This window comes from Photobacterium leiognathi (genome assembly GCF_030685535.1).
Lineage (GTDB): Bacteria > Pseudomonadota > Gammaproteobacteria > Enterobacterales > Vibrionaceae > Photobacterium > Photobacterium leiognathi.
Genome location: NZ_CP131599.1, coordinates 1,218,536 through 1,238,422, shown reverse-complemented (window position 1 = coordinate 1,238,422; position 19,887 = coordinate 1,218,536). Strand labels below are relative to the sequence as shown.

Here is a 19,887-nt window from a genome sequence, read left to right as displayed (position 1 = left end):
TTAATTATTTAAGTTCTTATTTCAAAAATCATTTAAGCCAAATTTCTATTTAGTGATTTTTCATATAAGTATTAATTTATATTGGAATATGAATCAGTGAATAATTTAACAGATGAAATTCAATTAGGCTTATCACAAGCAAAACTTAAAAACCGCATTGTTATGGCACCTATGACCATTCAATCTGCTTTTTTTGATGGCGGTGTTACGCAAGAAATGATCGACTATTATGCCGCTCGCTCTGGCGATGCTGGCGCAGTCATTGTTGAAAGTGCATTTGTTGAAAATTACGGCAGAGCATTTCCCGGTGCATTAGGTATCAATACCGATAGTAAGATTGCAGGGCTTAAGAAATTAGCTTCGGCAATTAAAGAGAAAGGCTCAAAAGCTATTCTTCAGATCTACCACGCTGGTCGTATGGCAAACGGCGAATACAATGGTGGTCATCAACCTATTTCTGCAAGCCCTGTTGCTGCACTTCGTGATAATGCAGAAACACCACTTGAGATGACGAAAGAGCAAATTGGTTTCATGATTGAAGCTTTTGCTAATGCGGTTAATCGTGCCATTGTTGCAGGTTTTGACGGTGTTGAGATCCATGGTGCTAATACATACATTATCCAACAGTTCTTCTCTCCACACTCGAACCGCCGAAATGACAAATGGGGCGGTGATATTGAAAAGCGTACTGCCTTTCCTCTTGCTGTTTTAAATGAAGCGAAAAGAGTTGTCGCTGAGCACCAACGCGATGATTTCATTATTGGTTACCGTTTCTCTCCTGAAGAAATTGAAGAGCCAGGTATTCGTTTCGAAGATACCATGTACTTGCTTGATAAGTTGGCTGCGAGTGGTCTTGATTATTTCCACTTTTCGATGGGGAGTTACACGCGAAATTCGATTGTAAACCCTGAAGATAAAGAACTACTTATTCGTAAATACCATGCGCTTAAGTCTGACAATGTTGCCAAGATCCCTGTAATCGGTGTTGGTGGCATCGCTCAGCGTTCTGATGCTGATCAAGCGTTAGCGCAAGGCTATGACATGGTGAGTGTGGGTAAAGGTTTCCTTGTTGAACCAACGTGGGCGACCAAAGCGATCAATGGTGAAGAATGTGCCGAGTTCGTTGATATTGAGCAACAACATCAACTGAAGATCCCAACACCACTTTGGGAAATCATGGACTACATGATTGTTGATAGTAAGGCTGAGGCATTAAAGCACCAGCGTATTAAAGAATTACAAAACGTTGAGATCACCTTTGAGCCTGGTGAATACACCGCTTATGGCTATGGTCACAATGGCAAATTACCTGTAACGGTGACGTTCTCTGAAGACAAGATCCTCGATATTATCGTTGATTCATCAAAAGAGTCAGACGGTATTGCTAACCCTGCGTTTGAACGTATTCCACAACAAATAATGGAAGGACAAACGCTAAATATTGATGTGATTTCTGGTGCGACAGTGAGTAGCCAAGCGGTTATTGATGGTGTATCTGATGCGGTTGATTTAGCGGGTGGTAACTCTGAAGCGCTTCGTTGTAAAGCACGTGAAGCGGTTGAATGGTCAACAGAAGTTATCGAAAAAACTGTCGATGTTGTTGTTGTCGGTGGCGGTGGTGCAGGTTTAAGTGCAGCGCTTACTGCTTTAGATAATGGCAAGTCTGTTATTTTGCTAGAAAAATTCCCTGTTGTTGGTGGTAACACTGTACGTACAGGCGGTTGGGTAAATGCAGCAGAGCCTAAGTGGGTCAAAGATTTCCCTGCGATTGCTGGTGAAGTGGATTACCTTAAAGCGATTGCCAATACACCTGAGTCAGACATTGCAGAGGAATATCTTGCAGATTTCCGCACACTGAAGGATCAACTAGCTAACTATTTCCTTGATACTGAAAGTGGCAAAAATTACCTGTTTGATTCCGTTGAACTGCACCTTATTCAGACATACTTAGGTGGTAAACGTACCAATCTTGATGGTGAACCAATTCACGGTCAATACGATTTGGTACAGACGTTAACAAGTCGTGCAATGGAATCGATTGATTGGTTAACTGAAAAAGGCATCGACTTTAACCGTAGTATGGTGGATATCGCTGTTGGTGCGTTATGGCGTCGAGCGCACAAACCTAATCGTCCTAAAGGTGTTGAGTTTGTCGAAAAACTACAAAAGCAAGTAATTGCCCAAGGTGGACATATCATTACGGATGCGCGAGCTGAAGAATTGATTGTTGACGATGGAAAAGTTATTGGTATTAAAGCAACGCATTCAGACGGTACAAAATATGTGTTAACCACTAATTGTGGTGTTGTACTGGCGTCTGGTGGTTTTGGTGCAAATACCAAAATGCTGCAAAAATACAACAACTACTGGAGGGAGATTGCCGACGATATTAAAACAACCAACTCACCTGCACTTATTGGTGATGGTATTGAAATCGGTGAAAAAGTCGGTGCTGATTTAGTGGGCATGGAATATGTGCAGTTAATGCCGATTGGTGATCCTAAATCTGGTGCGTTATTAACGGGTCTTATTGTTCCACCTGAAAACTTTGTCTTTGTTAACAACCAAGGCAAGCGTTTTGTCGATGAATGTGAAAGTCGAGACGTGCTTTCTCGCTCGTTCTTCGACAATGGTGGTGTGATTTATATGATTGCTGATGAAGCTATCCGTAAAACAGCAGCGAACACCACAGATGAAACCATTGAGCGTGAGATCGAAGAAGGTATTATTATTAAAGCGGATTCAATTGAAGAATTAGCTCAAAAAATCAATGTACCGACTGAAGCGTTAACAGAAACGATTCGCCGTTATAACAGCTACGTTGATGAAGGGCGTGATCCTGAATTCCACAAAGGCGCACTTGGCTTAAAAGTGGAAAAAGCACCTTTCTATGCAACGCCACGTAAGCCTTCGGTTCACCATACAATGGGGGGCTTGAAGATCAATACTCAAGCGTGTGTGTTGGATAAAACGGGGACACCAATCTCTGGACTATATGCAGCAGGTGAGGTGACTGGTGGCATTCATGCTGGTAACCGTTTAGGTGGTAATGCGTTGATTGATATTTTCACTTATGGCCGTATAGCGGGTGATAGCGTATCTAACCGCGTTTAATGATACAAAAGGGAAGCCATGTGCTTCCCTTTTTACTATTTTACGAGAGCAGAGTTAATGGCAAGTTATAAAACGCGTTTTCCTATGATGGGAACCTTTATTGATCTTGTGGTTCATCATGAACGTGGTGAAGCCTTGATCAAAGAATGTTATCTGCAACTTCAAGAATTTACTCAACGCTTTACGGTAAATCAGGCGCAATCTGAACTGATGCGCGTCAATAACTACGCAGGCATTCGACCTGTCCGTGTAAAGCCAGATCTCTATGCACTGATTAAGAAATCAAAAGCGATCAGTGTCGATCCTCAAAATCCGTTTAATGTGGCGATCGGGCCACTGGTTAAAACATGGCATATCGGTTTTAAAGATGCCAAGTTACCCACAGATGATGAGCTTGCGGAAAAATTACAGCTTGTCGATCCGTCAAATATTATCCTAGATGATGATTATCAGTCGGTATACCTTTCTCAAACGGGTATGCAGATAGATTTAGGTGCTATCGCCAAGGGATATTTTGCTGATCGGATCAAAGATTTTCTTACGGCTAACGGGGTCGAGCATGGCTTTATTAACCTTGGTGGTAATGTACTGACCATTGGTTACTCGCCTGAGAATGCTTCACAAACATGGAATGTCGGTATTCAAAACCCGCTGGCAGCTTCGCGTGGCGATATCTGTCGAGTTGTGCCTTTAAGAGATTATTCTATGGTAACGTCTGGCATTAATGAACGTTATTTTGAATACAATGGGCAGCGATACCATCATCTTCTTGATGGGCAAACGGGCAAGCCTATTTCAACCAATATCGCGAGTGTGACGATTATTTCAAAGCTCTCTGTTGATGGTGAAATATGGAGCACTGCTGGCTTTTTATCATCCATTGATGAATCACTTTCTTATCTTAATCGTCAGGCAGGCATCGAGGCGGTATTGATCTCAAATCAAGGTGACATTTTTGTCACTAATGGCCTTACTGATAACGGTACAGTTGTTCAACTGCGCTAAATAGCAAGATTTGACTAGTAAAGAGAAATACAGCTTTATTTTTTTCTGTATCCAACATTTAAAACGACAAAAAATGTGTAAGTTGCATTTCCTACATTGCCCCATGATGATAAGTTTCTCACATAGATGACTGGCTGGTATTTGAGTTTGTCAGTGTTTGTAAAAATGAAACGATATTATTCAATTGCCAATTATTCGGTATGGAGAAATGAACATGGCGTGCTCAGCGATCAAAACAGCGGTTATTGGTTATGGCTTTTCTGCTCAAACCTTTCATATTCCATTTATTACAAGCCTAAAAGAGTTTGAGCTAACGGCGATAAGCACAACTAAGCAACAACAACTTCAAGAAGATTGGCCATTAATTCAACATTTTGATAGTGCAGAAGCGCTGATAACTTCTTCCAATGCTGAATTAGTGATCATTACCGCGCCAAATGATGTCCACTTTCAGTTAGCTAAAGTAGCCTTAGAGAATGGTAAACATGTCATTATTGAAAAGCCATTTGTCACCAAGGTTGAAGATGGGGAAGTACTGATCGCATTAGCAAAAGAAAAGGGGCTAATGCTGAGTATTTACCACAATCGACGTTGGGATGGTGATTTCCTTACTGTGAAAAAAATGATCGATGAAAAACGTTTTGGAGAGTTAAAACATTTTGAATCTCACTTCGATCGCTTTCGCCCTGTGGTTCGCGAACGTTGGAAAGAGCAAGCCGCAGATGGTGGCGGTATATTGTTTGATTTAGGATCGCATCTGCTGGATCAATCGATCACCTTGTTTGGATTACCAGACGCGATCACTGCAGATTGTAGAGTCACGCGTAAAGGCTCTAATAATGTTGATTACTTCCACTTACTTTTACATTACTCAACTCACCTTGTTGTGCTTCATGGCGACATGATAAGTGCTAGCGAAAATAAGCGTTTTACCATTAAAGGTACTGGTGGCAGTTATGAAAAGCTGGGTATTGATCCGCAAGAGCAATACTTAGTTTCTGGTGTTATGCCTGTAAATGAAGATTGGTCAGCAGAATCACCTTCTCAATATGGTAACTTTTATGACGAGCAAAGTTGTACGCCTGTGCCAACAGTGAAAGGGTGTTATCAGGAATATTATCACCAAGTAGCTAAAGCAATTCGCCAAGGTGCGACATGTCCTGTTAAAGCAGAAGACGCATTATTAAACATTAAATTAATAGAGTTGGCGATAGAAAGCAGCCGTTTAGGTAAGAAAATACAACTTAAAGATACTGTCTAATACAGCCGCAATAGACTTTAGATATTTAACATCGTAAAGAGCTTTAATAAACTCGAAAAGTAAGGTTATCAGTAGTACTTTTGTACAAAATATATTTTGAGTATGTATAAATAGCCGACATTACGTCGGCTTTTAAATGTATTATTCGAAAAACGCTGGGTGATAGCTCACTTCACCTGCTGGAATTGAATCTTTAATAGGCAGTGCTAAGAAGTATTCCGCTGGCACGCCTGTTAGAGTCAATCTGGGCTGGGCTTTAAAACCAAATCGACCATAATATTCAGGTTCACCTAATAAGACGACCCCTTCAGCACCACGCTCTTTTAACTGGGCTAACCCTTTGTTAATTAATGCCTTACCAATCCCTTTTCCTTGCTGCTCTGGCAATACTGATACAGGTGCTAAACCGTACCAGTTTGTGGTTTACCATTTATCAGTACGGGGTGAATAGTGATATGAACAATAACTTTATTGATTAATTATTCGCTAAAAAAGATTAATTATGTTTAATGAAATATTTTACCTGTGGCGATAGTCTTTTTAAAATTTATTTGTATTACAAAGTAACCATGCTATAAATGTGGTTAATGTCTATGTTATTTATTTTAAAGAGAGTGAATAATTGTTTAAATAGAAAATTAAAATATGGTGGGTTTTATATGAAGATATTTAGGAGTATTAACTTTGCTATAAAGTTGATATATTTTTTTTTGTAGTTCGGTATTTGCATATAGTGAACAACCGCAAGGTTTAGCTGTTAATATGTTAAGTCAACTACAAGATAGTAGCCAGGTTGATTATATTAATGCCGAGAGTTGGTTAGTAGATGAGACGCTTTATAATAATGAAGAACTTTCATTTAATTTAGAACAGATAACAACAAAGATATTGGAAAATAATAAGCGAGCCTTAATCGATTTTTCTAGTATCGTAGATGAGTCGAAAAAGGATAAAGCCAAACAGTTACTTAGAAGTCAAATAGGTATTTCTTTTCCTGAAGACTATTTAGTTATCACGAAACATAAAAATAAATTAATGTTCGCTCCCGTTGAGGGGATCGATGATTCTTCTATTGAATTATTAGACGCTCATGATCAAGAAGAAAATAGTTTCAATGGGGATGTGAATAAGGACTCAAGTAAGTCTGAGCATGCTTCTTTGCCACACCTTTCGTTTTACTTAATGGTCAAACGGAGAATAAGTCCATGGGAATGTACTTTTAGAGCGTCAACACTTTGGCACGAATACGGTAAAAGGCGTTATTGCGTTAACGCTCATATTTCTTTGATTTATAGAGTTAATCTACAACGTTCGCTTGCGTTTGGTAGTGTGGCTGGTGAAACGCCAGATGCAAAAATAGTTCGTATTACTATAGATGATAGTGCGTCAGGTGCGGGTATTCATCTTAATGATTCTTTGCGATCCGGATTTTTTCAGGCTCCATACTTTCTTATGGCAGGATACCAACATGAGTGGAGTTCAAGCGCTATTGCACAAGACTATGCTTTTTCGTTTAATGTATCCAACAACAAAGCAGCAGTATTAAAAACGGTTCCACGTAACAATCTTAATGCTGATTATGAAAAAAAAGAGGTATCAGGGTTTACTTTAGGCGTGACTGTTGGAACAGAAATGGGCGTAACAGGCCCTAAAGTTAAGTCAGATGTAACTGCTAGTTATACTCAATCAAGATGGTTAACATTTAAAACTCAAGATTATCGTGTTGAAAGAAGCACTAATGGTCATAAAAACGTAAGTTTTAAATGGAATCGTCATCATTATGCTACAGCTAAATCATTGTTAAATCGCTCTACAGATGCGGTATGGGTTAAAACTTTCCCAGCAGATTTAAATCGAATAAATCCTATTGGTTATAAAGGCTTTATTCCTACAATGGACGTAATATTTAAAGCGGCCCCTGAAGCTTTAGGCACAACAACTTTTTCTGTTGGGTCTTCAGTTAATATACGTCCTATTCATCATTTAACGTATAAATATTTTTATTTATTTGGTATGCACCTGAAATACTATGGTACTGAAAAATCACCTCGTAGAAGAATTAGCAAAAATGTTCGCTTCACAGTTGATTGGAAGCACCCTGTGTTTACTGGTGGTCGATTAGTTTATTTACAGTTGAAGGGCTTTAATGATCGCTGTATTGAATCTTCATCGAGTGGAACAATACTCACAAGGGCATGTAATCAAAAGCGGGTTTCGCAATCATTTATCTATGATAAACATGGGCGTTATGTAAGTGCGAAAGACACTAGCTTATGCTTAGACGGTGATTATTTAAATCAACTTAAACAATGTGACATGAGATTAAGTCAACGTTGGCAATGGGTTAAAGGCAGTGACAAATTAATGAATGTCTACAGTGGTAATTACCTCGGGTACAATAAGTCGACTGTCCAATTAGGTTTATATACTCAAGAGACTCAACAAATAAGTCTACGAATATTGACAGATCATACAGACTATTTCGAGAAAGTATCTCAGGGCTAGAAGTATTATTAATAGCTTTCTCTTTATTGACTGAGACGCCACAGTTTAAAGCTGACACAATGATGTCAGCTTTCTTTTTATGTTTATTCAAAAAACGCTGGGTGATAGCTTACTTCACCTGCTGGAATTGAATCTTTAATAGGCAGGGCTAAGAAATATTCTGCAGGCACGCCTGTTAGGGTTAATTCTGGCTGGGCTTTAAAATCAAATCGACCATAATATTCAGGTTCACCTAATAGAACGACTCCTTCAGCACCACGCTCTTTTAACTGGGCTAATCCTTCTTTAATTAACGCCTTACCAATCCCTTTTCCTTGCTGCTCTGGCAAGACTGATACAGGACCTAAACCGTACCAGTTTGTAGCGTCACCATTGATCAGTACTGGGGAGAAAGCGATATGACCAACAACTTGATTGTTTACTTCAGCCACTAACGATAGTGTTAAGGCGTTAGCGTCACGTAGGCGATTGACGATCAAGTGCTCGGTTGGCTCTGCGCCCGGTTCATGATGAGGGTGATCTGTAAATGCGCTGTAAGTTAGCGTTTCAATTGCAGTAATGTCTGAATCTTTCTCAGCTCGAATGATCATGTTTAACCTTTGTTCTTTAATACAAATAATTGATAGCCGTATTGGCCTAAATAGCGCTCATGGATATGGATTTCGTTCTTAATATCTGCGATAGCATTTGACGTGAAATGTTGATCATCCAATTGAGCGATCTTGTTTTGTAATGGTGTCAGGTAGTTTGTCCATGATTGATCACTTTGGGTAAAGTGGTTAATCACTTCAAAACCTGCTTGCCGCATTTGTTTAATTCGTTGCTTGCTGGTGGTCATATCTGGATAGTTTTGTTGCCAGAAATCCACTGCCTCTTGGCTTGGACTATCGGTTAACCACACCAAGTCGCTGATCACCAAATAACCATTAGCTTGAATTAATGGTTTCCATTTTTTAAGTGCTTGCTCAACACCCATGATGTAAGCGCTGCCTTCAGCCCATAGCACATCAAAACGTTGCTTTTCAAAAGGCATGGCGGTCATGCTGGCGGAAACAGTGGTGATGCGATGTTCAAGCCCGTTTTCAATAGCTGTTTCGTTTACACAGCTTAAGTTGTATTCATCGTTATCTAACGCAGTTATATGAAAATCGCCATGTTTAGCCAATAGGGTAGTGACAACGCCTTTACCACAGCCGATATCTAACACTTCACCGGATGTAATGGGTAATATTTCAAGTGCCTTTAGTGAGTCATCATCACAACTAGGGCCAAGTCGCTCTAAATCATCAAAGATCGCTTCAAAATCTGCCATGTATTGCTCATGTTCGTTCATATCTTTCGACAGCCATTTTAATCGCAAGGCTTGTTTTTCACTGAAACCCTGCTTCATTAGCCATTCTAAATGAGCAGAAGGTGCTGCTGACTCCATTGATTGGTGCCATTCTTTCATCGAATTCATACCCAGCATCGAAGAAAGTAAATTGCGGGCTTTCTGCTTTTTCGCGATCTCTTCATCGAGGATATTCAGCCTTTGTAGCAATAATTCTCTGTCAATTTGGGCATCTAAACAGGCTTGGCACTCTTTTAGAGAAAGTCCACCTGCTTGCAGTTGCTGTAACAGTTTTACCCGTTGTACATCTTTGTCGGTATAGCCACGATAGCCGTTGCTTAAGCGTGTGCCAGTGAGCAGTTTAAGCTTTTCGTAATAGAGTAATGTGGATCGACTTAATCCCACTTTTTGCGCTAATTCAGAAATACGGTACATGGCAGCTTTCCCTTTGATTGATAAGCGCACTATAAACTATGAAGCTTTAGACAGGTCAAGGGTTTTGAGAGTGATATAGTTTAGTGGTTATTGCTTATAAATAAATCTTGGTAATCTTTGTTGTAACAATGTGTTAGTGTAGTTGCATATGTTCTTTTCAATGTCTTATAAAGTAATTACTCTTCTCTCAAATTAATTCCCATACTTTTTTGATGGAAAAAATGAGTACAAATACTACGAATAGATTGATCACCACTCCTGTAGCCGCAATTATTATTACAAGCATTATTTGTATCACTTTTTTATTTGCTGTTGGACGTTTCGATAAACCTATACATGATTATGCAACAGTTAATTTTGATGGTGGTTATCAAAAAATTGGTGTAATCAGCGAACAAAGATATTTCTCCAATATTGAAATAGTGTTTAATGATTCTGTTTTGTGGTCTGGCGAGATTGGTAGTGTCGTATCATCTATACGACAAAGTTTGAAAGCTGAAAAAACACCTTTAGAGGTGACTTGGAAAGATGGTGTAATAGTTAAAGGTAATGCTGGTATTAAATGGGTTGGCAGTGAAAATACTTTCCGTTTAACAACTGAAGATATCGACATGTTATCAACGAAAGAAAATCCGTTATCGCCTGTACAAGTTATAGCTCAATTAGAAAAAATAGAGCGGGATTTAAAGGATTCTCATGAAACTCATGCTCAACAGGCTTTAAGCTTTTCAGCAGCACCTAATGCATCATTTACACTTAATAAGATAATGACAGCATTAAGTAAAATTTAAATTAAAAAGCCGACATCATGTCGGCTTTTTTCGTTTTACTCTTCGCCCTAATTAATCATCTTCGACTTCATGCGTCCAGAATAAGATCCCTGATGCGATAAGAGTTAATACGATAGGAACAACTAAGGCATAGCGGAAAGAGTAATCCATCACATGTGTACCAACAATTGCGCCTATAAAGATAGCTAACCATGAATTGAAATGACGGAAAAAGGTACTGCTCGTTCCTTTGCCCATTAAGAGCATGGCAATGGAGCGTCCTGTGTTAACTAAAAATCCAGTGACGTAAGTAAGGGCAGTGGCTTTTTCAATGGTTAAACGAAGCGCAATGTTTTGTACGCCCATGGCAAAACTAAGCAGGAAGTTAGTCACGATAGGGGAGTAAATAGGTTCGACACAAAGCGTAATGATCAGCACCGCTGACACTAATGCCATTATTGTACTGCGATAAAAAGGTCTGTTAGAGAGTGCTATTGCTTCACCGACCGCAGCACCGAATACAAACAGTAAAATCACTCCGATGTAGTGCCATGCTTGCGGCACATTGCCTGAGGTTAACAAGATACCTACGTGGGTGGTGTTACCACTCATAAAAGAGATAAATAAACCATTTTTTAAATGGATAAAGCCAATGGCATCAACGATACCTGCAATAAATAACAGGTAGAACGGCATGGTTGAATGAAGACGTATTTTTTTAATCATTAGTATGTTGTTTAAAGCGTAGGTGGTTATTGTTATCCATTGGGTAAAACAATCCCTTATGTTCGTCGTTTTGTGTCGACATTGATGTCGAAATAAAGTGTCGATACCCGTGTCGAGGGGCGCAGATCCTACGCCTATTTTTATTCTTTGGTAATACTAACCTTAGACTAGGAAATGAAATCTTAGATAAGTAAATGATCTTTAGAAAATAAAATCAATAAATACCTTATTGGTATGATAATTGCTTTTGGTGATGCTTTTTGCAATTAACTGGAAAGATCATGAAAAGCTTTGTTGTTGCAGATCCCGACAAGTGCATAGGCTGTGGCACCTGCATGGCAGCGTGTTCAGAGGCACATAAGAAAGTCGGACTGCAAAGTCATCCTCGTCTTACCGTGGTTAAGCATGACAATGCTACGGCACCTGTGATGTGTCGCCACTGTGAAGATGCGCCTTGTGCGGCTGTGTGTCCGGTACAAGCTATTTCTAAACAAGCAGATCGTGTCGTTCTTAACGAGTCGCTTTGTGTTGGCTGTACTTTATGCGCAGTTGCATGTCCGTTTGGTGCGATTGCCTTTGATGGTAGCCGACCAATCGCGATGGCGAACAGCTACGATACTTATATCCCATCTACACCTCGCTCAAGCAATCCTTCTACTTCCATTTCTAGTACCTTTGGTCAAGATATTTTGGCATGGGAACCGGGTGTGAAAAGCATCGCTGTGAAATGTGATTTATGTGGTTTCCGTGAAGAAGGCCCCGCTTGTGCGCAGGTATGTCCGACACAAGCCATTGTGCTAATCGATGAAAATAAAGTGATGAAAGCTCGCCACAGTAAACGTGAAAACGCTGCTGACCGTGCGGTTTCTGTGAAATGTGGAGCTGTGAACAAATGAATCCGTTAGTTTTAGTTTTGTTTGCTGTGATCAGCTATGGCGTTGCGGCATTAATTTCTGGCCTAGGTCGTCATGATGAGCGTGATAGCTTACGTTTAGCAGGCGTGATCAGTGCCTTTGGTGGGGTGTTTGGCGTACTTGCTGGTGTTTCAACTATTGTTGGTCACTACGACTCGGCAGATGTGGCAGCGGCAGCCAACTGTGTGGTGAATATGGATATGCTTTCAGCCTTAATGGTGGTGGTAATATCCATAGTGACCATGGCAGCGTCTATTTATTCCATTAATTACTTAAAAGAATATTTAGGTAAATCTGGCTGGAAGATCAATATTCTATTTAACATCTTTGCTGCGGCAATGACGGTATTAGTGATTTCAGCCAATGTGATTACTTTTATGGTGTTCATGGAAGTGGTATCTATCGCTTCATGGTTAATTGTGATCAGCGATGGCAGCCTTAATAGCCGTAAAGCAGGTCTGAATTATTTCATTGTTGATCATATTGCGAGCCTGTTGATCATGGCGGCATTTTTGATCTTATCTGTGAATGCACAGAGCTATGATTTCAGTACTTTCACTGCTGTGCCATTAAGCGCAGGTCTTGCTTCATTTACTTTCCTACTGGCATTAGTTGGCTTTGGTATTAAAGCGGCTGGCATTGGTTTACATGGTTGGTTAATTAAGGCTTACCCAATTTCTCCATCTTACTGCTCGACGCTTATTTCCTGTGTGATGGTGAAAATTGGTATCTATGGCATCCTAAAATTCAGCATTCTATTTCTTGGTGCGACCCAACTATGGTGGGGCTTCTTGGTGCTGATCTTCGGTGCGGTATCGTCTGTACTAGGTGTAATGTACGCATTAGCAGAGCATGATATTAAGCGTCTATTGGCTTACCACACCATCGAAAACATTGGCATCATCTTAATTGGTGTCGGTGTGAGCATGATTGGTATTGCTAGCCATCATCCAGTGCTTGCGTTATTGGGTTTACTTGGCGGTTTATACCACTTATTAAACCATGCGATTTTCAAAGGCTTATTGTGCTTAGGCTCTGGCTCTATTGTGTATCGTATGCATACCAAAGACATGGACAAAATGGGCGGCCTCGGTAAAACCATGCCAAAAACCGCACTGGCGTTTTTAATTGGTACTTTAGCAATTTGTGCATTGCCGCCATTTAACGGTTTTGTGTCTGAGTGGTTTATTTACCAATCACTATTTAGCATGGGCAAAGTAGGTACAGCGAGCAATATGCTGTTTGGTCCATTTGGAATGGTGATGCTGGCACTAACAGGTGCATTAGCGTGTATGTGTTTTGTGAAGGTTTACGGTATTTGTTTTACTGGTGCACCGAAAACAGAACATGCTGCTAATACTCGTGAAGTGGGCGCAGCTATGACGACAGCAACCACCATGCTAGCAATTCTATGTATCGTATTAGGTGTGGGCTCACCTTGGATTGCACCTTACTTCTCAGCGATTGCATCTTCCATGCTTCATCTAGCACCAGCTCCTGTGGCAACAGGCAATGCGATTTATCCTGTTGTTGCTAATCAAGCGATCCTATCAACACCTGTGATTGCCATCATGCTGATGATCTTTGCCCTTGTTCCAGCGGCATTACTGTATGTGTTCCGCCAACGTCGTTTAGATCGTCGTCAACAAGGCGATCCTTGGGCATGTGGTTACCAATATGAGCAACGCATGACAGTGTCAGCAGAAGGTATTACTCGCCCGATGCGTCATATGTTCAGCTTCATTTACGATAACCGTCCAAAGCAGTCTTTGGTTGATCGTCATGTCTTACCACACCTATTTGCGGTAGCTGATGGTAGCCAGCTTGATGGTCGTAAAGTGTGCATTCTGTGCTGTGTGGCTGCGCTGTTTGTAGTGTTGTTCTTTCCTCTAATTTCAGGAGTGGCTTGCTAATGTCTCCACTTGAAATGCCGTCAGCTGGTTGGATCACACTGGCTGTTGTTCAGGCTTTATTAATGCTATTGCTTGCCCCTTTAGCAACCGGTTTTACCCGTGTTATTCGTGCGAAAATTCACTCTCGCCAAGGACCGGGTATTTTCCAAGATTACCGTGATATTTATAAGTTGCTGCAACGTCAGTCTGTAGCGCCATCGAATGCGGGATTCATTTTTTGGATCACGCCTTGGGTATTAGTGATCACCATGTTGTTGATCGCTATGGCATTGCCAACGGTGACACAGGTATCACCGTTCCCGATTTCTGGCGACATCATCACTGATATTTACTTATTAGCGATTTTCCGTTTCTTCTTTGCGTTATCAGGCATTGATTCAAACAGCATGTTTGGTGGTTTAGGCAGTAGCCGTGAATTAACCCTTGGTATCTTGGTTGAGCCAATGTTGATTCTGGCGATTGTTGTCGTAGCACTTGCGATGAAAACTACTGATCTTGGTTATATCAGTCACGCAATGGAGAACGATAGCTGGCATTCACCGTTAGCAATTATCTTGGCAGGTCTTGTGTGTGCATTTGCGCTGTTTATTGAAATGGGCAAGTTACCGTTCGATAGCGCAGAAGCCGAGCAAGAGCTACAAGAAGGCCCTGTTACTGAATATTCAGGTGCAGGTTTAGCGATGGTGAAATTAGGCTTAGGCCTAAAACAGCTCGTTGTCGCTCAGCTCTTCCTTGCGATTTTTATTCCTTGGGGTAAAGCCCAAACATTAGGTTTTGGTAGCTTATTGGGTGCCACCGTTATCCTATTCATCAAGCTATTGGTGGTTTTCTTCATTGCAGGTATTGCGGAAAACACCATAGCACGCTTTCGCTTTATGAGCATTCACCGTGCGTTATTCCCGGTATTTCTCGTTGCCGTATTGGCACTTATCTTTTTAATTTTTGGTTGGTAAGAAACAGTAATGACAAACAATACATTTGAACAATATGCCACTAAGCCGCAGTCAAATCGGATTGGCAAACAGTATGTCGATGGTGTGAATCATTTCTTTCCATCAGCCATTATTGATGAAGAGTGGCAGACTGATAACCAAGTGACGATCACGGTAAAAATGACCTCATTAGTCGAAGTGATGAAGTGGCTTTACTACGATCAAGGCGGCTGGTTAACCGTTACGTTCGGTAATGATGAGCGTAGCTTAAATGGTCACTTTGCGGTATATCACGCCCTTTCTATGGAAGGAGAAGTGAAAAGCTGGGTAACGGTAAAAGTATTAGTTGATGCCAATAGCCAAGAGTTTATTTCTATTACCCCAACCATTCCTGCTGCTGTGTGGGGCGAGCGTGAAGTACGTGATATGTACGGCTTACGTCCAGTAGGTCTACCTGATGAGCGCCGTTTAGTACTACCAGATGACTGGCCTGAAGATCTTCACCCATTGCGTAAAGATGCGATGGATTACCGTCAGCGTCCACAGCCAACCACAGAAACTGAAACCTATCAGTTCGATAACCAATTAGGTGACGACAGCAACTGCATCGTGCCTGTAGGTCCACTGCATATTACCTCTGATGAGCCGGGTCACTTCCGTTTATTTGTTGATGGTGAAGACATTGTTGATGCGGATTACCGTATGTTCTACGTTCACCGTGGTATGGAAAAACTGGCAGAAACGCGTATGGGTTACCACGAGGTAGCGCAGTTAACTGACCGTGTGTGTGGTATTTGTGGCTTTACTCATAGTGTGGGTTACAGCAATACCATCGAAAATGCATTATCAGTTGATGTGCCATTCCGTGCCAAGATGATCCGTACTGTTCTGCTTGAAGTTGAACGTCTACACAGTCACTTATTAAACATTGGTTTATCAAGCCACTTTGTTGGTTTTGACTCAGGTTTCATGCAGTTCTTCCGTGTCCGTGAAAAGACCATGGAATTGGCTGAATTACTAACAGGTGCGCGTAAAACTTACGGTATGAACTTGATCGGTGGTGTACGTCGTGATTTTCTTAAAGAGCAACGCCTGAAAGGTATTGCGATGGTTAAAGAAGTACGTAAAACCTTCTCTGAGCTGGTGGAAGTGTTGCTGGCTACACCTAATATCGAAAGCCGTATTGCCTGCGTCGGTATTTTATCAAAAGACATTGCCCGTGATTACAGCCCAGTAGGTCCACTTATTCGTGCTAGCGGTTTTAAGCGTGATGTACGTATTGTTCATGGTCAATCATTAGAATCTTACGGCAGTGTGCCGATTGAACTGCAAAGCATGGAAAACGGTGATGTGCAGTCTCGTGTGATGGTGCGTATCCGTGAAGTGTTTGATTCATTAAACATTGTTGAATACGGTCTTGATCACCTACCACCGGGCGCAATTTTAACGGAAGGCTTTAACTACGTACCGAACAAGTTCGCATTAGGCTTTACCGAAGCGCCTCGTGGTGAAAACGTGCACTGGAGCATGACAGGAGATAACCAAAAACTCTTCCGCTGGCGTTGTCGTGCCGCAACTTATGCAAACTGGCCAACCCTTCGTTATATGTTACGTGGTAACACCGTGGCAGATGCACCGCTAATCATCGGTAGTTTGGATCCATGTTACTCATGTACTGACCGTGTCACCATTGTTGATACCAAGAAGAAACGCAGTAAAACCATTCCATATAAAGCGATTGAGCAATACAGCATCGACCGTAAAAACTCACCGTTCAAACTGTAGGAGGCGTTGTGTTTAAGTTATTAAAGACCGTCTTAAAAGCCGGTGAAGTGACAACCAAATACCCATTCGCACCATTGGAAGTCAGTGAAGATTTCCGTGGTAAGCCTGAGCTAGATGCAGATCAGTGTCTGTCTTGTGGTGCATGTATGCGTGCTTGTCCTGCCAATGCCTTGGTGATGGAAACCGATGAAAAAGCAGGGACTCGCCGTTGGGAATTGTCGATGGCTCGTTGTATTTACTGTGGTCGCTGTGAAGAAGTGTGTCCAACTAAAGCGATTAAGCTGTCGCAGAATTTTGAATTAGCGGTAACACGTAAAGAAGATCTATATGAACATGCGGTATTCCAACTGGCGAATTGTCGTCAGTGTGAGCGTCCGTTTGTGGCGAAAAAACTATTGGAATATGTGCTCGATACCTTAGCGCAAAGCGGTGTGTCACAAGATCAATTGCACTTGCGTCGTCAACAACTCGAAACCTGCCCTGAATGTCGTCGTTGTAACAACATGCTTGATAGCGAAAACGTCAGTCATCTACGTTACCTTGAGGAGGAAATGTGAAAGGTATTAAACAGCTAAATGGTACAGCTCATACCCAAACTGTTCCTGTTCCATTACCGCCTAATAGTCAGAAATTAAAAGATGCGCTGATTAAGCAAATTCGTCGTTCGGCTTATGTTTACCGTGTTGACTGTGGTGGTTGTAACGCCTGTGAAATCGAAATTTTTGCAGCAACAACACCTGTCTTTGATGCTGAGCGTTTTGGTATCAAGGTCGTCGCATCACCTCGCCATGCTGATATTTTGTTATTTACCGGTGCTGTGACCCGTGCCATGCGTGCTCCTGCACTTCGTGCTTATGAAGCAGCCCCTGATCCAAAGATCGTGATTTCATACGGCGCTTGTGGTTGTGATGGCGGTATCTTCCACGACTTATATTGTGTGTGGGGTGGTACTGACAAGATTGTACCTGTCGATGTCTACATTCCGGGCTGTCCACCAACCCCAGCGGCAACAATTTACGGTTTTGCTGTCGCATTAGGTCTGCTTGATCAGAAACTTAAAGCGAAAACGCATAACCCTGATGAGCAAAAAGCGAGCCTTAAGCACACCGAAATTCCACTAGACATTAAAGTGATGATTGAGCGTCAAGCTCGCTTATTAGCAGGTTACGTTCAAGGTCAACGTATTGCTGATGAAGTGATGGATGTGCTAGCAACTTGTAGTGCCGATAACGTTGATAGCAAAATTGCGGATTACCTAGCAGAAAAAGACGATCCTCGTTTAACCGAAATCGTCAACATTCTGCTAAGTAAAACCATGGCTGCATTAACGGGACAAGCTGCGTGTCATTCTGAAAACAAACCTTGCCGTGGAGGCGATCATGCCTGAAGCATTAACGCAATCTCGTCACCTTGAGCAGAATGTGTATTTCTACAGCTTAGGTCGCAAGTTTGTTGATGAAAGCTACGATGTGCCAGAAGAAGCCAAGCAAATCATGTACTACAGCTTGGCGATTGGTCACCATCTTGGTGTAGTCGATTGCTTAGATGCAGTATTGAAATGCTCAGGCCATGAGTACTTTGAATGGATCAGTGGATTAGACCAAAGCGGTGAAGCATTTCGTAAAATGAAAGGCTTTCTGGTGTTTGGTGAAATCACGATTTACCCAGAGCATTTAAACATGTTGGCACTGGCGTTTGATCGTATCGACAGTCGTACTCAAAACGAAAAGTCACAGCAACTAACAAGTGGTTTTATTGATGCGCTGGGGGCGATTCATCGTGAGCCAACCATGTACATGATGATCCGTGGAGGACGCTAAACATGATAGAAGAAATTAGCCTTTCTTCTGTGATGGGCGAGAGTGTGTCGAATGACGATGTCGATCTGTCGGTCAGCAATATTGTGCTGACAGTTGGCAATAGCATGATGGCAGATGACGGCGCAGGTCCTTTGCTTGCTAAGATGATGAAGGATAATCCTATTGCCGATTGGAGCGTGCTGGAAGGCGGCTCAATGCCTGAAGATTGCCTACATCTGATCCGCAAAGCAATGCCGAAACGGGTGATTTTGGTGGATGCGGCTGATATTGGTGAAGAAGCAGGAGAAGTGCGTGTCATTGATCCTGAAACCATCGTTGATATGTATGTGGTATCGACGCACAGCTTGCCGCTCAACTTCTTAATCGACGAGCTCAAGACGTTTGTGCCAGAAGTGATCTTTATCGGTATTCAACCTGCGATTGTTGCTTTTTCATTCCCACTGACGGAGATGGTGCAACAAGGTGTCGAACAAATTTATCGACAATTACCGACATGGCAAGGCTCTGGCGGTTTTGAACATTGTTAGCATTATATGGCATGGATGACGATGCCCAATCGTTTACCTGTCGATAAAGTGTCGATGAGATGTGACGAAGCGTGTCGATAAGGGTTATCGATACGTATCAAGCATGTTCATCCCTGTAAATAAAGCCTGATCACGATCAGGCTTTATTTTTTTGTCTTAAATATTAATGAGTTGAGTTTTTGTTGTTCTGGGTGTAAAAACTGGCACAGCTAATGCTTATAAAGTATCGCAATGCGAAAGTGTATTGCGATGTATCGACATCAACAAGGGATACACCATGAACCGATTTGTATTTGCAGATCCCAACTTGTGTATTGGATGCCGAACTTGTGAAATCGCTTGTGCGTTATCGCATCAAGCTGAAAATACGGCTGCTGGAATGGAACCATCGGATTTTTCACCACGTTTAACTGTCGTGAAAAATGCCCATGTAACTACGCCTGTAATGTGTCGTCAATGTGATGATGCGCCGTGTGCTCAGGTTTGTCCCAATAATGCCATCGTTTTAGAAGATGGTTTTGTCAAAGTGATTCAGTCACGTTGTATTGGTTGTAAAACCTGCGTTATTGCATGTCCTTACGGTGCAATGAATGTAGTAACAACGATGGTTGAAGAGACAAAAGGCGCTGCGTTATTTGCACGTAAAGTGCCGCAAACTCAAGCATTAAAATGTGATTTATGTCATCACCAAGAGTCTGGTCCTTCTTGTGTTCAAGTTTGTCCTACTGGTGCGATTCGAATCATTGAGCCTGAGACGTTGACTGAAACCAGCCAACAGAAACGTGAAGCAGCGGCAATGAGCGCTGTGGTAGCAACAGGTTGCTAGGTGATTGTTTAATCACAACGATAT

At 41.6% G+C, this 19,887-nt stretch carries 18 protein-coding genes; 14 read left to right on the top strand and 4 right to left on the bottom strand.

What is annotated here, in order from left to right; translation table 11 throughout:
* Positions 1-96: 96 nt before the first annotated feature.
* From Q7674_RS05710 to Q7674_RS05700, 3 genes are all read left to right on the top strand, one after another.
* Positions 97-3,114: a flavocytochrome c gene (locus tag Q7674_RS05710; protein ID WP_045065306.1), complete on the top strand. Its 3,018-nt coding sequence runs from the start codon at positions 97-99 to the stop codon at positions 3,112-3,114.
* 57 nt (positions 3,115-3,171) lie between these two features.
* Positions 3,172-4,119, top strand: coding sequence for an FAD:protein FMN transferase (locus Q7674_RS05705; RefSeq protein WP_045065307.1), 948 nt, complete (start codon positions 3,172-3,174; stop codon positions 4,117-4,119).
* A gap of 214 nt (positions 4,120-4,333) precedes the next feature.
* Positions 4,334-5,380, top strand: a complete 1,047-nt coding sequence (locus Q7674_RS05700; RefSeq protein WP_045065309.1) for an oxidoreductase — start codon at positions 4,334-4,336, stop codon at positions 5,378-5,380.
* Positions 5,381-5,521: 141 nt separating this feature from the next.
* Here the strand turns inward: Q7674_RS05700 and Q7674_RS05695 are convergent, their stop codons facing one another.
* A complete protein-coding gene (locus Q7674_RS05695) occupies positions 5,522-5,767 on the bottom strand; it encodes a GNAT family N-acetyltransferase (RefSeq protein WP_305422030.1) in 246 nt (81 codons plus the stop codon).
* A 375-nt stretch (positions 5,768-6,142) separates the two neighbouring features.
* Between Q7674_RS05695 and Q7674_RS05690 the strand changes: the two genes are divergently transcribed.
* Positions 6,143-7,885: a leukocidin family pore-forming toxin gene (locus Q7674_RS05690; RefSeq protein WP_305422028.1), complete on the top strand. Its 1,743-nt coding sequence runs from the start codon at positions 6,143-6,145 to the stop codon at positions 7,883-7,885.
* An 83-nt stretch (positions 7,886-7,968) separates the two neighbouring features.
* On the opposite strand, the gene Q7674_RS05685 is transcribed toward Q7674_RS05690, so the two are convergent.
* Both Q7674_RS05685 and Q7674_RS05680 read right to left on the bottom strand, forming a co-directional pair.
* Positions 7,969-8,475: a GNAT family N-acetyltransferase gene (locus tag Q7674_RS05685; RefSeq protein ID WP_045065311.1), complete on the bottom strand. Its 507-nt coding sequence runs from the start codon at positions 8,473-8,475 to the stop codon at positions 7,969-7,971.
* Between the two features lie 2 nt (positions 8,476-8,477).
* A complete protein-coding gene (locus tag Q7674_RS05680) occupies positions 8,478-9,650 on the bottom strand; it encodes a MerR family transcriptional regulator (RefSeq protein ID WP_045065312.1) in 1,173 nt (390 codons plus the stop codon).
* 221 nt (positions 9,651-9,871) lie between these two features.
* Here Q7674_RS05680 and Q7674_RS05675 point away from each other — a divergent pair, with 221 nt between their 5' ends.
* Positions 9,872-10,441, top strand: coding sequence for a hypothetical protein (locus tag Q7674_RS05675; RefSeq protein ID WP_045065314.1), 570 nt, complete (start codon positions 9,872-9,874; stop codon positions 10,439-10,441).
* 51 nt (positions 10,442-10,492) lie between these two features.
* On the opposite strand, the gene Q7674_RS05670 is transcribed toward Q7674_RS05675, so the two are convergent.
* Positions 10,493-11,146, bottom strand: a complete 654-nt coding sequence (locus tag Q7674_RS05670) for a YoaK family protein (RefSeq protein WP_045065316.1) — start codon at positions 11,144-11,146, stop codon at positions 10,493-10,495.
* A gap of 281 nt (positions 11,147-11,427) precedes the next feature.
* On the opposite strand from Q7674_RS05670, the gene Q7674_RS05665 reads away from it, so the two are divergent.
* The 9 genes from Q7674_RS05665 to Q7674_RS05625 all read left to right on the top strand — a co-directional run bounded on the left by Q7674_RS05665 (position 11,428) and on the right by Q7674_RS05625 (position 19,863).
* Complete coding sequence (locus tag Q7674_RS05665; protein ID WP_045065317.1) at positions 11,428-12,042, top strand: 4Fe-4S dicluster domain-containing protein; 615 nt, start codon at positions 11,428-11,430, stop codon at positions 12,040-12,042.
* The gene (locus Q7674_RS05660) at positions 12,039-13,973 is read left to right on the top strand and encodes a proton-conducting transporter transmembrane domain-containing protein (RefSeq protein ID WP_045065319.1); all 1,935 of its coding nucleotides are present in this window, start codon (positions 12,039-12,041) and stop codon (positions 13,971-13,973) included. The genes Q7674_RS05665 and Q7674_RS05660 overlap by 4 nt, the downstream gene beginning before the upstream one ends.
* Positions 13,973-14,926, top strand: coding sequence for a respiratory chain complex I subunit 1 family protein (locus tag Q7674_RS05655; protein ID WP_045065321.1), 954 nt, complete (start codon positions 13,973-13,975; stop codon positions 14,924-14,926). The genes Q7674_RS05660 and Q7674_RS05655 overlap by 1 nt, the downstream gene beginning before the upstream one ends.
* A gap of 9 nt (positions 14,927-14,935) precedes the next feature.
* A complete protein-coding gene (locus tag Q7674_RS05650; protein ID WP_305422022.1) occupies positions 14,936-16,690 on the top strand; it encodes a hydrogenase large subunit in 1,755 nt (584 codons plus the stop codon).
* 8 nt (positions 16,691-16,698) lie between these two features.
* Positions 16,699-17,247 (top strand): formate hydrogenlyase complex iron-sulfur subunit, encoded by a 549-nt coding sequence (locus Q7674_RS05645; protein WP_305422020.1) that lies wholly within the window; start codon positions 16,699-16,701, stop codon positions 17,245-17,247.
* Positions 17,244-18,077: an NADH-quinone oxidoreductase subunit B family protein gene (locus Q7674_RS05640; RefSeq protein ID WP_045065327.1), complete on the top strand. Its 834-nt coding sequence runs from the start codon at positions 17,244-17,246 to the stop codon at positions 18,075-18,077. Before Q7674_RS05645 ends, Q7674_RS05640 begins: the two co-directional genes overlap by 4 nt.
* Positions 18,070-18,510, top strand: a complete 441-nt coding sequence (locus Q7674_RS05635) for a formate hydrogenlyase maturation HycH family protein (RefSeq protein WP_045065328.1) — start codon at positions 18,070-18,072, stop codon at positions 18,508-18,510. The genes Q7674_RS05640 and Q7674_RS05635 overlap by 8 nt, the downstream gene beginning before the upstream one ends.
* Positions 18,511-18,542: 32 nt before the next feature.
* The gene (hycI, locus tag Q7674_RS05630) at positions 18,543-19,037 is read left to right on the top strand and encodes a hydrogenase maturation peptidase HycI (protein WP_045065354.1); all 495 of its coding nucleotides are present in this window, start codon (positions 18,543-18,545) and stop codon (positions 19,035-19,037) included.
* Positions 19,038-19,314: 277 nt separating this feature from the next.
* Complete coding sequence (locus Q7674_RS05625) at positions 19,315-19,863, top strand: 4Fe-4S binding protein (RefSeq protein ID WP_008989669.1); 549 nt, start codon at positions 19,315-19,317, stop codon at positions 19,861-19,863.
* The last annotated feature ends 24 nt before the right edge of the window (positions 19,864-19,887 follow it).